The 14,243-nt window shown below is 52.9% G+C and carries 9 protein-coding genes and 3 rRNA genes; 4 read left to right on the forward strand and 8 right to left on the reverse strand.

Going from position 1 to position 14,243, the window contains the following annotated elements; all coding sequences use genetic code 11:
* Window positions 1–47: 47 nt before the first annotated feature.
* Both mobA and mobB read left to right on the forward strand, forming a co-directional pair.
* Window positions 48–629 carry a molybdenum cofactor guanylyltransferase MobA gene (mobA, locus tag EGY08_RS14785; protein WP_004127074.1) on the forward strand — a complete coding sequence of 194 codons (582 nt, stop codon included), beginning with the start codon at window positions 48–50 and terminating at the stop codon, window positions 627–629.
* Entirely contained in the window at window positions 626–1,132 is a 507-nt protein-coding gene (gene mobB, locus EGY08_RS14790; protein ID WP_049113233.1) for a molybdopterin-guanine dinucleotide biosynthesis protein MobB, read from the forward strand. Before mobA ends, mobB begins: the two co-directional genes overlap by 4 nt.
* A gap of 124 nt (window positions 1,133–1,256) precedes the next feature.
* Here mobB and rrf read toward each other — a convergent pair.
* The 3 genes from rrf to EGY08_RS14805 form a co-directional block, all read right to left on the reverse strand.
* A 5S ribosomal RNA gene (gene rrf / locus EGY08_RS14795) occupies window positions 1,257–1,372 on the reverse strand.
* Between the two features lie 201 nt (window positions 1,373–1,573).
* A 23S ribosomal RNA gene (locus EGY08_RS14800) occupies window positions 1,574–4,480 on the reverse strand.
* A 206-nt stretch (window positions 4,481–4,686) separates the two neighbouring features.
* Window positions 4,687–6,225, reverse strand: a 16S ribosomal RNA gene (locus EGY08_RS14805).
* The 16S, 23S and 5S rRNA genes sit together here, the layout of an rRNA operon.
* Before the next feature lie 481 nt (window positions 6,226–6,706).
* On the opposite strand from EGY08_RS14805, the gene EGY08_RS14810 reads away from it, so the two are divergent.
* Complete coding sequence (locus EGY08_RS14810; RefSeq protein WP_004127068.1) at window positions 6,707–7,417, forward strand: FadR/GntR family transcriptional regulator; 711 nt, start codon at window positions 6,707–6,709, stop codon at window positions 7,415–7,417.
* Between the two features lie 3 nt (window positions 7,418–7,420).
* Entirely contained in the window at window positions 7,421–8,818 is a 1,398-nt protein-coding gene (gene mdtD / locus EGY08_RS14815; RefSeq protein WP_123828616.1) for a multidrug transporter subunit MdtD, read from the forward strand.
* Here mdtD and rbsR read toward each other — a convergent pair.
* The 5 genes from rbsR to rbsA form a co-directional block, all read right to left on the reverse strand.
* Window positions 8,815–9,798: a ribose operon transcriptional repressor RbsR gene (rbsR, locus tag EGY08_RS14820; protein ID WP_004127065.1), complete on the reverse strand. Its 984-nt coding sequence runs from the start codon at window positions 9,796–9,798 to the stop codon at window positions 8,815–8,817. The genes mdtD and rbsR overlap by 4 nt on opposite strands.
* Window positions 9,799–9,810: 12 nt before the next feature.
* Window positions 9,811–10,743, reverse strand: a complete 933-nt coding sequence (rbsK, locus tag EGY08_RS14825) for a ribokinase (RefSeq protein WP_172879656.1) — start codon at window positions 10,741–10,743, stop codon at window positions 9,811–9,813.
* A 98-nt stretch (window positions 10,744–10,841) separates the two neighbouring features.
* Window positions 10,842–11,732 carry a ribose ABC transporter substrate-binding protein RbsB gene (gene rbsB, locus EGY08_RS14830; protein ID WP_004127061.1) on the reverse strand — a complete coding sequence of 297 codons (891 nt, stop codon included), beginning with the start codon at window positions 11,730–11,732 and terminating at the stop codon, window positions 10,842–10,844.
* Window positions 11,733–11,759: 27 nt separating this feature from the next.
* Window positions 11,760–12,725 carry a ribose ABC transporter permease gene (gene rbsC, locus EGY08_RS14835; protein ID WP_004127059.1) on the reverse strand — a complete coding sequence of 322 codons (966 nt, stop codon included), beginning with the start codon at window positions 12,723–12,725 and terminating at the stop codon, window positions 11,760–11,762.
* Between the two features lie 5 nt (window positions 12,726–12,730).
* Window positions 12,731–14,236, reverse strand: coding sequence for a ribose ABC transporter ATP-binding protein RbsA (gene rbsA / locus EGY08_RS14840; protein WP_004127057.1), 1,506 nt, complete (start codon window positions 14,234–14,236; stop codon window positions 12,731–12,733).
* Window positions 14,237–14,243 lie beyond the last annotated feature (7 nt).

Below are 14,243 nucleotides of genomic sequence, written 5' to 3' on the forward strand. Positions count from 1 at the left end.
GTGTACGTTAGCAGGGACAATCCCACAATGAAAGAGGCGATATTAATATGCAGGGTAAGGTAATAACCGGCGTTGTACTGGCAGGTGGGAGAGGTACGCGTATGGGAGGTGTTGATAAAGGATTGCAGTTGCTGAAGGGGAAAGCGCTGTGGCGTCATGTCGCCGATACGCTGCAACCCCAGGTCACAAAGCTGGTGATTAGCGCTAACCGCAATCTTGATTGCTGGCGAAGCAGCGGCTACCCGATTATTACCGACTCTCTGAACGACTTTCCCGGGCCGTTAGCTGGCATGCTTTCCGTTATGCATCAGGTTGAGGGTGAGTGGTTTCTGTTTTGTCCGTGCGATACGCCTTTTATTCCATCATTTCTGGCTGAGCGCTTAATACTGCAAAAAAAGTCATCCCCGGTCGTTTGGGTACACGACGGTGAACGCGACCATCCGGCGATTGCTCTGGTGAATCGAGAGGTGATTAGCGAGCTGGAAAGCTATCTGGCGGTAGGCGAGCGGCGGGTTATGGTGTTTATGCGCAAAATGGGGGGGCATAGCGTCGATTTTAGCGATGTAAAATCAGCCTTTATTAACGTCAACACTCTCAGCGATTTACAAAGTATGCAGGTGTCATCATGATCCCTCTTTTAGCCATCGCCGCCTGGAGCGGCACGGGTAAAACAACCTTATTGAAAGCGCTGATTCCAGCGCTACGCGCGGAAGGCATACGTCCTGGGCTCATTAAACATACCCATCATGATATGGACGTGGATAAACCCGGTAAAGATAGCTATGAGCTACGTAAAGCAGGAGCGGCTCAGACGATTGTCGCCAGCTCGCAGCGTTGGGCATTAATGACGGAAACACCCGAAGAGCCTCCGCTGGATCTGGCATGGCTGGTTAGCCGAATGGACACATCAACGTTAGATCTCGTACTGGTTGAAGGTTTTAAACATGAAGCTGTGCCAAAAATTCTGCTATTTCGGAAAAACAGCGGACATTGCAAAGAAGAATTAGTATTTGATGATGACGTGATTGCCGTAGCTAGCGATACGCCTGTCGAGACGTCGCTTCCCTTTTTAGATTTAAATAATATTCCGCAGATAGCCGCTTTTATTATGCAATGGTCAAAAAGGGCTTAATCGCAACCTTAATTGAGATTGCAGAGATGTCGCTACGCGTCATCTTGCTAAATCATCACTGATTTCTCAGGCCATAAAAACGCAAAAAGCCCATCCGTCAGGATGGGCTCTTCACCTGTTTGATGCCTGGCAGTTCCCTACTCTCACATGGGGAGACCCCACACTACCATCGGCGCTACGGCGTTTCACTTCTGAGTTCGGCATGGGGTCAGGTGGGACCACCGCGCTATCGCCGCCAGGCAAATTCTGTTGTCAGAAACGAATCTTTTACACCGATGCTGCGTTGGCTGCATTCGTAAAGTCAGTCACATACCTCAGTATGCTCCTTCCTTTACTTCATTTGCCGCCTTGCCTCAGCGTAAAATCTTTCGTTCCCGAAAATCTGTAATCAATGCTGAAATTGTTGTCTTCTCAAATCCGCCAAAACATCTTCGGCGTTGTAAGGTTAAGCCTCACGGTTCATTAGTACCGGTTAGCTCAACGCATCGCTGCGCTTACACACCCGGCCTATCAACGTCGTCGTCTTCAACGTTCCTTCAGGACTCTCAAGGAGTCAGGGAGAACTCATCTCGGGGCAAGTTTCGTACTTAGATGCTTTCAGCACTTATCTCTTCCGCATTTAGCTACCGGGCAATGCCATTGGCATGACAACCCGAACACCAGTGATGCGTCCACTCCGGTCCTCTCGTACTAGGAGCAGCCCCCCTCAATTCTCCAGCGCCCACGGCAGATAGGGACCGAACTGTCTCACGACGTTCTAAACCCAGCTCGCGTACCACTTTAAATGGCGAACAGCCATACCCTTGGGACCTACTTCAGCCCCAGGATGTGATGAGCCGACATCGAGGTGCCAAACACCGCCGTCGATATGAACTCTTGGGCGGTATCAGCCTGTTATCCCCGGAGTACCTTTTATCCGTTGAGCGATGGCCCTTCCATTCAGAACCACCGGATCACTATGACCTGCTTTCGCACCTGCTCGCGCCGTCACGCTCGCAGTCAAGCCAGCTTATGCCATTGCACTAACCTCCTGATGTCCGACCAGGATTAGCTGACCTTCGTGCTCCTCCGTTACTCTTTAGGAGGAGACCGCCCCAGTCAAACTACCCACCAGACACTGTCCGCAACCCGGATTACGGGCCCACGTTAGAACACCAGCCATTAAAGGGTGGTATTTCAAGGATGGCTCCATGCAGACTGGCGTCCACACTTCAAAGCCTCCCACCTATCCTACACATCAAGGACCAGTGTTCAGTGTCAAGCTATAGTAAAGGTTCACGGGGTCTTTCCGTCTTGCCGCGGGTACACTGCATCTTCACAGCGAGTTCAATTTCACTGAGTCTCGGGTGGAGACAGCCTGGCCATCATTACGCCATTCGTGCAGGTCGGAACTTACCCGACAAGGAATTTCGCTACCTTAGGACCGTTATAGTTACGGCCGCCGTTTACCGGGGCTTCGATCAAGAGCTTCTCCTTACGGATAACCCCATCAATTAACCTTCCGGCACCGGGCAGGCGTCACACCGTATACGTCCACTTTCGTGTTTGCACAGTGCTGTGTTTTTAATAAACAGTTGCAGCCAGCTGGTATCTTCGACTGATTTCAGCTCCATGAGTAAATCACTTCACCTACATATCAGCGTGCCTTCTCCCGAAGTTACGGCACCATTTTGCCTAGTTCCTTCACCCGAGTTCTCTCAAGCGCCTTGGTATTCTCTACCTGACCACCTGTGTCGGTTTGGGGTACGATTTGATGTTACCTGATGCTTAGAGGCTTTTCCTGGAAGCAGGGCATTTGTCACTTCAGCACCGTAGTGCCTCGTCATCACGCCTCAGTGTTAAAGTGAACCGGATTTACCTGGAACACACACCTACACGCTTAAACCGGGACAACCGTCGCCCGGCCAACATAGCCTTCTCCGTCCCCCCTTCGCAGTAACACCAAGTACAGGAATATTAACCTGTTTCCCATCGACTACGCCTTTCGGCCTCGCCTTAGGGGTCGACTCACCCTGCCCCGATTAACGTTGGACAGGAACCCTTGGTCTTCCGGCGTGCGGGTTTTTCACCCGCATTATCGTTACTTATGTCAGCATTCGCACTTCTGATACCTCCAGCAACCCTCACAGGCCACCTTCAACGGCTTACAGAACGCTCCCCTACCCAACAACGCCTAAGCGTCGCTGCCGCAGCTTCGGTGCATGGTTTAGCCCCGTTACATCTTCCGCGCAGGCCGACTCGACCAGTGAGCTATTACGCTTTCTTTAAATGATGGCTGCTTCTAAGCCAACATCCTGGCTGTCTGGGCCTTCCCACATCGTTTCCCACTTAACCATGACTTTGGGACCTTAGCTGGCGGTCTGGGTTGTTTCCCTCTTCACGACGGACGTTAGCACCCGCCGTGTGTCTCCCGTGATAACATTCTTCGGTATTCGTAGTTTGCATCGGGTTGGTAAGTCGGGATGACCCCCTAGCCGAAACAGTGCTCTACCCCCGAAGATGAGTTCACGAGGCGCTACCTAAATAGCTTTCGGGGAGAACCAGCTATCTCCCGGTTTGATTGGCCTTTCACCCCCAGCCACAAGTCATCCGCTAATTTTTCAACATTAGTCGGTTCGGTCCTCCAGTTAGTGTTACCCAACCTTCAACCTGCCCATGGCTAGATCACCGGGTTTCGGGTCTATACCCTGCAACTTAACGCCCAGTTAAGACTCGGTTTCCCTGCGGCTCCCCTATACGGTTAACCTTGCTACAGAATATAAGTCGCTGACCCATTATACAAAAGGTACGCAGTCACCCAACAAGTGGGCTCCTACTGCTTGTACGTACACGGTTTCAGGTTCTTTTTCACTCCCCTCGCCGGGGTTCTTTTCGCCTTTCCCTCACGGTACTGGTTCACTATCGGTCAGTCAGGAGTATTTAGCCTTGGAGGATGGTCCCCCCATATTCAGACAGGATACCACGTGTCCCGCCCTACTCTTCGAGTTCACAGCCTGTGTGTTTTAGTGTACGGGAGTATCACCCTGTACCCTGCGACTTTCCAGACGCTTCCACTAACACACAAGCTGATTCAGACTCCGGGCTGCTCCCCGTTCGCTCGCCGCTACTGGGGGAATCTCGGTTGATTTCTTTTCCTCGGGGTACTTAGATGTTTCAGTTCCCCCGGTTCGCCTCGTTTGACTATGTATTCATCAAACGATAGTGCAACGAATTGCACTGGGTTTCCCCATTCGGACATCGCCGGCTGTAACGGTTCATATCACCTTACCGACGCTTTTCGCAGATTAGCACGTCCTTCATCGCCTCTGACTGCCAGGGCATCCACCGTGTACGCTTAGTCGCTTAACCTCACAACCCGAAGATGTTTCGTAAAACATCATCGTGTCGCGAAAATTTGAGAGACTCGAACACACATAACATGTGTGTCGTTTCAATTTTCAGCTTGATCCAGATTTTTAAAGAGCAAAATTTCACAATGCACTTCACAGTACATTTTGAAATTTATCATTCATCAGACAATCTGTGTGAGCACTACAAAGGCAGGTTCTTTAAGGTAAGGAGGTGATCCAACCGCAGGTTCCCCTACGGTTACCTTGTTACGACTTCACCCCAGTCATGAATCACAAAGTGGTAAGCGCCCTCCCGAAGGTTAAGCTACCTACTTCTTTTGCAACCCACTCCCATGGTGTGACGGGCGGTGTGTACAAGGCCCGGGAACGTATTCACCGTGGCATTCTGATCCACGATTACTAGCGATTCCGACTTCATGGAGTCGAGTTGCAGACTCCAATCCGGACTACGACATACTTTATGAGGTCCGCTTGCTCTCGCGAGGTCGCTTCTCTTTGTATATGCCATTGTAGCACGTGTGTAGCCCTACTCGTAAGGGCCATGATGACTTGACGTCATCCCCACCTTCCTCCAGTTTATCACTGGCAGTCTCCTTTGAGTTCCCGGCCGGACCGCTGGCAACAAAGGATAAGGGTTGCGCTCGTTGCGGGACTTAACCCAACATTTCACAACACGAGCTGACGACAGCCATGCAGCACCTGTCTCAGAGTTCCCGAAGGCACCAAAGCATCTCTGCTAAGTTCTCTGGATGTCAAGAGTAGGTAAGGTTCTTCGCGTTGCATCGAATTAAACCACATGCTCCACCGCTTGTGCGGGCCCCCGTCAATTCATTTGAGTTTTAACCTTGCGGCCGTACTCCCCAGGCGGTCGACTTAACGCGTTAGCTCCGGAAGCCACTCCTCAAGGGAACAACCTCCAAGTCGACATCGTTTACAGCGTGGACTACCAGGGTATCTAATCCTGTTTGCTCCCCACGCTTTCGCACCTGAGCGTCAGTCTTTGTCCAGGGGGCCGCCTTCGCCACCGGTATTCCTCCAGATCTCTACGCATTTCACCGCTACACCTGGAATTCTACCCCCTCTACAAGACTCCAGCCTGCCAGTTTCGAATGCAGTTCCCAGGTTGAGCCCGGGGATTTCACATCCGACTTGACAGACCGCCTGCGTGCGCTTTACGCCCAGTAATTCCGATTAACGCTTGCACCCTCCGTATTACCGCGGCTGCTGGCACGGAGTTAGCCGGTGCTTCTTCTGCGGGTAACGTCAATCGACAAGGTTATTAACCTTATCGCCTTCCTCCCCGCTGAAAGTACTTTACAACCCGAAGGCCTTCTTCATACACGCGGCATGGCTGCATCAGGCTTGCGCCCATTGTGCAATATTCCCCACTGCTGCCTCCCGTAGGAGTCTGGACCGTGTCTCAGTTCCAGTGTGGCTGGTCATCCTCTCAGACCAGCTAGGGATCGTCGCCTAGGTGAGCCGTTACCCCACCTACTAGCTAATCCCATCTGGGCACATCTGATGGCAAGAGGCCCGAAGGTCCCCCTCTTTGGTCTTGCGACGTTATGCGGTATTAGCTACCGTTTCCAGTAGTTATCCCCCTCCATCAGGCAGTTTCCCAGACATTACTCACCCGTCCGCCACTCGTCACCCGAGAGCAAGCTCTCTGTGCTACCGTTCGACTTGCATGTGTTAGGCCTGCCGCCAGCGTTCAATCTGAGCCATGATCAAACTCTTCAATTTAAGTTTGATGCTCGTGAATTAAACTTCGTAATGAATTACGTGTTCACTCTTTGAGACTTGGTATTCATTTTTCGTCCGAGGACGTTAAGAATCCATGTCACTTTGAGTGCCCACACAGATTGTCTGATAAATTGTTAAAGAGCAGTGCAACGCGGCTTTCGCTCACCGTTGCGAGGTGGCGTATATTACGCTTTCCTCTTTCAGAGTCAAGCGTTTAATTTCGCTTTTCTCTGCCGGCATTCATCGCTGAATCCCGTTGACCCGGCGGCTTACGTGCCGTTGTTCCGTGTCAGTGGAGGCGCATTATAGGGAGTAATTCTGAAGTGACAAGGGCTAAATGCAAAAAACTTTTCAACCGCCTCTTTTTTCATCATTACGGCGCGTGATGTAGCAAAAAACCGGCGTTTTGCCGTTTTAACCAACGAAGCAAGCCGTCAGATGGCATACTGGTAAGGTAAAAAAGAGAAAGGAACGGCATTGTATGTCTTTAAGCGCACAGCAGTTGGCGGCACAAAAGAATATATCTTGGGTATTAGCGGAGAAGCTGGCTCAAAAAATTTTGACCGGTGAATATCAGCCAGAAAGTATCCTTCCTGGCGAGATGGAGCTGGGCGAACAATTCGGCGTGAGCCGCACGGCCGTGCGTGAAGCGGTTAAGACGCTAACGGCAAAAGGTATGCTTTTACCACGGCCACGCATCGGTACGCGGGTGATGCCGCGCAGCAGCTGGAACTTTCTCGATAAAGAACTCCTGGCCTGGTGGTTAACAGAAGATAACTTCTCTGATGTTGTCAGCCATTTCCTCGTTATGCGCGGTAGCCTGGAACCTCAAGCCTGTTTTCTGGCGTCAACGTCAGGCACGCCGGAGCAAAAAGCCCAGCTTAACGCCTTGATGGAGGAGATGATTGAGCTAAAGAGGAACTTTCAGCGCGAGCGCTGGATTGAAGTCGATATGGCCTGGCATGAACATATATATGAAATGAGCGGCAACCCTTTCCTGATCTCTTTCGCCTCTTTATTTCATTCGGTCTATCACACCTACTTCACATCAATTACTCAAAATGAAGTGGTGAAACTGGATCTGCATCAGGCAATCGTTGATGCCATTCTGGATAGCGACGGCTCGCGAGCGCTTAACGCCTGCCAGGCGTTGCTGAGTGCCCCCAATCATTCCGACAAATCGCAAGGGTAACGAATGACCAAAAAGAAAGGCCGCAGTATGGCCGGGCTGCCATGGATCGCAGCGATGGCTTTTTTTATGCAGGCGCTCGACGCCACCATTCTGAATACAGCCCTTCCCGCTATCGCCCATAGTCTCAACCGTTCACCGCTAGCGATGCAATCGGCCATCATCAGCTATACGCTGACGGTGGCTATGCTTATTCCGGTCAGTGGTTGGCTGGCCGACCGTTTCGGCACGCGGAAAGTATTTATCATCGCCGTCAGCCTGTTCACACTCGGTTCTCTTGCCTGCGCCCTGTCAAACTCGCTGATGGAACTGGTTATTTTCCGCGTCATTCAGGGAATCGGCGGGGCAATGATGATGCCAGTAGCGAGGCTGGCGTTACTGCGTGCCTATCCGCGCAGCGAACTGCTGCAGGTACTCAACTTCGTCACGATGCCTGGGCTGGTTGGCCCCATTCTTGGCCCCGTACTCGGCGGCGTTTTGGTCACCTGGGCTAGCTGGCATTGGATTTTCCTGATTAATATTCCCATCGGCATTATCGGGATCGTGTATGCCCGCAAATATATGCCGGATTTCACCACGCCCCGTCGCCGCTTCGACACGCTCGGTTTTATACTGTTTGGCCTGAGCCTGGTGCTGTTCTCCAGCGGAATCGAGCTGTTTGGCGAGAAAATTGTCGCCACATGGATGGCTTTGGCCGTTATCGCTCTGAGCATCATTTTACTGTGGGCCTATATTCGCCACGCTCGCCGTCATCCCACGCCGCTCATTTCACTTTCTTTATTTAAGACGCATACCTTCTCTGTCGGGATCGCGGGGAACCTGGCCACGCGCCTGGGTACCGGTTGCGTTCCGTTCCTGATGCCGCTGATGTTACAGGTTGGCTTCGGTTATCCGGCGATTATCGCCGGATGCATGATAGCGCCTACGGCTATTGGTTCGATTATTGCGAAATCAACCGTCACCCAGATACTTCGCTGGTTTGGTTATCGTAAAACGCTGGTCGGGGTCACGATATTTATCGGCCTGATGATCGCTCAGTTTTCGCTGCAAACTCCGGATATGTCAATCTGGATGCTGCTGCTGCCGCTATTCGTTTTGGGAATGGCGATGTCCACTCAGTTCACCTCAATGAACACCATCACGCTCGCCGATTTAACGGATGACAATGCCAGCAGCGGCAACAGCATGCTGGCTGTTACTCAGCAGCTTTCTATTAGTCTTGGGGTCGCCGTTAGCGCGGCGGTGCTGCGGTTTTATGAAGGATTCGATAGCGCAAATACCATTGAGCAGTTCCACTACACCTTTATTACCATGGGGGCAATCACCGTGGTATCGGCGCTGGTATTTACCTTATTAAGAGCAAAAGATGGCCGCAACCTGATTAAGGAGCGGCACAAGCATTAAGCTGAACCGCGAACCACTAGCTCGGGGGTTAACTGTACGCGTTGCTGTTTTTGCCCAGGATCGGCCATGCGGTGAATCAGCACATCGATGGCCAGCTCGCCCAGTTCATCTTTCGGTTGATGAATTGTGGTTAACGGCGGCGTCATATAGCGCGCCAGTTCAATATCGTCATAACCCACCAGCGCCATATCCTGAGGGATGCGCAGACCGCCCTGATAAAGGGCCTGGTAGGCGCCCACCGCCATCGCATCGTTACCGATAAACACCGCCTGCGGCAGCGTTGATAGGGTCAGCAGCTTCTGCATGGCGCTAAATCCGCCGCCAAACTCAAAATCGCTGCTAATCACATAGCCTTCAGGTATCGTGAGTCCGGCCCGAGCCATCGCTGACTGATACCCCTCCAGGCGCAGCCGGGCAGGCGTTTTATCCAACGGACCCGCAATACAGGCAATTCGCGTGTAGCCCTGGTCGATCAGATACTTCGTCGCCATATCGCCACCCAGCAGAGAGTTATCCTGAATCAGATCGCTATCGCCGTCGAACGGCGCCCAGTCCATCATCACCGTCGGAACAGAAGGGTAACGCTGCATGATCTCCGGCGAAGGTTGATGCGTTTCAGTGCACAGCAACAGTAAACCATCGACGCGCTTTTGCATCAGCGTCTCCAGATTACGGTTCATGCGCTGCTCATCGCCTTCGGTATTACACAGCACCAGGCTATAACCCCGCTCGAAGCAGCTGCGCTCCACGCCGCGTACCAGCTCCGAATAAAACGGATTGGTACTGGCGGTAATGAGCATACCTATAGTGCGGGTTTGATTTAATTTGAGACTACGCGCCAGCGCGGACGGCGCGTAGTTCAGGCTTTTAATCGCAGCGTCGACTTTAGCGGTAATCGCTTCGCTAACGAAACGGTCTTTGTTAATGACATGAGAAACCGTCGAAGTGGAAACGCCCGCGATGCGGGCTACATCCTTCATGGTGGCCAAGCGTTACCCCTGTTGACGTAAAAATTCGTCTATTTCTTTTCGCCAGGGCACGGAGGGCTGAGCCCCTTTTCGGGTGACGGCGATAGCCGCAGCTGCATGGGCAAAACGAATTGCCTCCGCCAGTTCGCGACCTTCAAGCAGCGCGGTGACCAGCGCGCCATTAAAGGTATCGCCAGCGGCAATGGTGTCAACCGCCTGCACTTTAAATCCCGGAACCCGACGACCGTTACCTTCGCTGCTGGCCCATACACCACGGCTGCCAAGCGTAATGATCACCGTACCAATACCTTTATCATGGAGCACTTTAGCGGCTTTTGCCGCATCCTCGTCGTTTTCCACGCGCACGCCGGTGAGCTTTTCCGCTTCGGTCTCGTTAGGGGTAATGATATCCACCAGCGTTAACAGTTCATCCGGCAATTCACGCGCCGGAGCAGGATTGAGTATGACCGAGGTTTGATTTTGGTGAGCAATTTTCGCCGCCGCCAGTACGCTTTCCAGCGGTGATTCCAGCTGCATCAGCAGCGCCTGCGCGCTGGCAATACGCTCTTTTTCCGCATCAACCTGCGCAACGCAGAGCGCGGCATTAGCACCGGCGTGAATACCGATGGTGTTTTCACCTTCAGCGTTGACAAAAATCAGCGCCACGCCAGTTGATTCTCCGGAAACGGCCCTGACCGGCGCGACGTCGATATTATCGCTGTCCAGCTGACGACGAACGCGTTCGCCAATATCGTCATCGCCGGTACAGGCGATAAAGGAGATATTTGCCCCGCTGCGTCCGGCGGCAACCGCCTGGTTTGCCCCCTTACCGCCGAAAGCGACCTGATAATGATGACCGGTGACAGTTTCACCGGGCGTAGGGAAGGCCTCGAGATTAAGGATGTGATCGGCGTTGATACTGCCAAGGACGACAAGTTTGCCTGCGGTTTTCATAATCAATATTCCCGGAAAGCGCGCCACCGGAATCCGGTGGCGCATGCCCTGCTTTTCTTTATTATGTTGTCCCTCGGACCGTCGCCGATCCGAATCGCACATTATTGCTTAATGACCAGTTTCAACTCAACCGGATAGCTGGTCTCCACTTTTTCGCCCTTCAGCACTTTATCGGCTGTCTCAACGCCTTTCACGCCGATCTGCTCCGGTAACTGGGCGATGGTCGCTGCCAGTTTGCCACTATTTACCGCTTTTTCGCCATCCGGAGTGCCGTCAAATCCAACAACCATCACATCAGATTTGCCCGCCGTTTGCAGCGCACGCAGCGCGCCCAGCGCCATTTCATCATTCTGGGCAAATACCGCCTGTACATCCGGATGTGCGGTCAGCAGGTTCTGCATGACGTTCAGGCCCTTAGTGCGGTCAAAATCTGCCGGTTGGCTGGCCAACACGTTAAACTTATGTGCAGCCACGGCCTGCTGAAAACCTTCGCCACGCTCGCGCGCCGCGGATGTCCCCGCAATGCCCTGTAGTTCAATGATCTTCGCGCTTTCGCCGACTTTTTTGGCGATAAAGTCACCGGCCATTTTTCCGCCCAGCACGTTATCAGACGCGATATGACTAACTACGTCACCTTTTGATGCCTGACGATCAAGGGTGATAACCGGAATTTTCGCCTGGTTAGCCAGCTTCACGGCATTACCAACCGCATCGGAATCCGTTGGGTTGATCAGCAGCAGTTTGGTGCCACGGACGGTTAAATCCTGAACGTTAGCCAGCTCTTTTGCCGGGTTGTTCTGTGAATCCAGAACCACCAGGTTATAGCCAAGTTTATCCGCTTCTTTTTGCGCACCCTCTTTCAGAGAGACAAAGAACGGGTTGTTAAGGGTTGAGATAACCAGAGCGATAGTGTCTTTTGCCATCGCGTTTGCACTTACGGTCGCACTTAGCGCTACAGCAGAGACCAGGGTCGCCAGTTTTTTCATATTCATAGTTAAGATGTCCTGTAGAGTTCTCAGTTACTGCTTCTTGTTATCTACCAGTACCGCCAGCAAAATAACCACCGCTTTCACGATCATCTGGTAATAGGATGAAACACCTAATAAATTCAGTCCGTTGTTCAGAAAGCCAAGGATCAACGCACCAATCAACGTGCCGACAATACGCCCTTTACCGCCCGCGAGGCTGGTACCACCCAGCACCACCGCCGCAATTGCATCCAGTTCATATCCGGTGCCCGCCGTCGGCTGCGCGGAGGAGAGACGCGCGACCTCAATAATACCGGCCAGCGAGGCCAGCATGCCGCACAAAGAATAGACGATGATCTTAACTTTATTCACGCTGATGCCGGAAAGACGCGTTGCCGCCTCGTTACCGCCGAGGGCGTAGATATAACGGCCCAGACGGGTATGGTGCAGCATGTACCAGGCGGCCAGGAAGACAAACGCCATAATCCACACCGGCGTTGGGATCCCCAGCGGACGACCAATCCCGAACCAGCCAAACAGATCGGCATTATCGGTAAAACCGGTATTCACCGGGCTACCGTTGGTATACACCATCGTCACGCCGCGCAGCAGCAGCATCATCACCAGCGTAGCGATAAATGCCTGGACGCGCCCTTTCGCCACAATCACGCCGGTAACGGCGCCAATTGCCGCCCCTAACGCCAGCGCAGCGGCTACGGCCACCAGCGCGTTAACCTCAATTCCGACAATCGACGCAGCGACCGCGCCGGTCAGCGCCAGCAGGGAACCGACGGACAGGTCGATGCCCGACGTCAGGATAACCAGCGTCATCCCTACCGCCATAATGGCGTTAACTGAAGTTTGTTGCAGGATATTGAACAAGTTATTCACGGTAAAAAAGTTGGGGCTCATGGTCGAAACAATCGCAATCAGCACCAGCAGGGCTATCAGCGATTTTTGCTCCATCAGCCACGCTTTTGTGAAGTAGCGACGACCAGAAACAGCCGGGTTATTCATCTTTTTTACTCCTGATTCACACGGTTAAGCTTGCCCACAGCGGCAGCCATCAATACTTCCTGGGTGGCCTGCTCGCGTGTGAATTCACCGCCGAGATGCCCTTCATGCATCACCATGATGCGATCGCTCATGCCCAGCACTTCCGGCATCTCCGAAGAGACCAGAATGATGCTCAGGCCTTCGGCTTTAAACTGGTTAATCAGCTGGTAGATCTCTTTCTTCGCACCAACGTCGACGCCGCGGGTCGGTTCATCAAGGATCAACACTTTCGGACGAGTCATTAACCCGCGGGCGATCGCCACCTTCTGCTGGTTACCGCCCGAAAGCAGCCCAATAGCCTGCTCCATCGACGGCGTTTTCACATTAAACAGGCGGATAAAATCACCTACCGCCTGCTGTTCATCTTTATGCTTTAGGCTACCGCCGCCGCGGCTGAAGTAACGCAGCGCGGTTAGCGACATATTCTCTTTAACCGACATGCCGAGCACTAAACCATCGCGCTTGCGGTCTTCAGAGATGTAAACAATGCCGTTGGCCAGGCCATCCTGCGGAGAACGAGCGACAACTTCGCGCCCATCAAGAGTCACCGAGCCGCTGCTGCGCGGCAGCGCACCGTACAGCACCTTCATCAGTTCGGTGCGACCGGCGCCCATCAGCCCGGCGACGCCGAGAATTTCACCCTGGCGCAGAATAAAGGAGATATTCTCCACGCCTGAGCCGCACAGGTTGTCGACCTTAAGGCGAACCTCACCCGGGGCTTTGTCCAGACGCGGATACTGATCCTCCAGCTTGCGGCCGACCATCATCTCAATAAGCAGATCTTCATCCAGGCTGGCCACTTCGCGCTCGGCGATAAACTGCCCATCGCGAAATACCGTGACGTCATCGCAAATCTCGAAGATCTCTTTCATACGGTGAGAGATATAGACAATACCGCGCCCCTGCGATTTCAGTTCGCGGATCACGCGAAACAGGGATTCGGTCTCAGTATCGGTTAGCGCGTCGGTGGGTTCATCCATAATGATGACCTTCGACTCAAAGCTCAGTACTTTAGCGATCTCGACCATCTGCTGATCGCCGATCGACAAATCGCCCACCAGCTTCTGGCTGTTAAAACGTAGATTCAGCTTTGCCAGCAGCTTATCGGCTTCGGCGTACATCATCTTCCAGTCAATTTTGCCAAAGCGATTCACAAACTCACGACCAAGGAAAATGTTCTCGGCGATCGTCAGTTGCGGGATCAGGTTGAGCTCCTGGTGGATGATGCCGATTCCGGCTTCCTGAGAAGATTTGGGTCCGTTGAAGGTGGTTTCTTTCCCCAGCCACAGCAGCGAACCGGCATCGCGGGAGTAAATACCGGTCAGCACCTTCATCATGGTGGACTTGCCGGCACCGTTCTCGCCGACCAGCGCCATCACGCGGCCCGGATAGACATTTAGCGAGGCGCCGGAGAGCGCCTTGACGCCAGGGAACGCTTTATCGATCCCTTTTAATTGCAATAACGCTTCCATATCGGCG

Source organism: Klebsiella sp. FDAARGOS_511 (assembly GCF_003812845.1).
Lineage (GTDB): Bacteria > Pseudomonadota > Gammaproteobacteria > Enterobacterales > Enterobacteriaceae > Klebsiella > Klebsiella grimontii.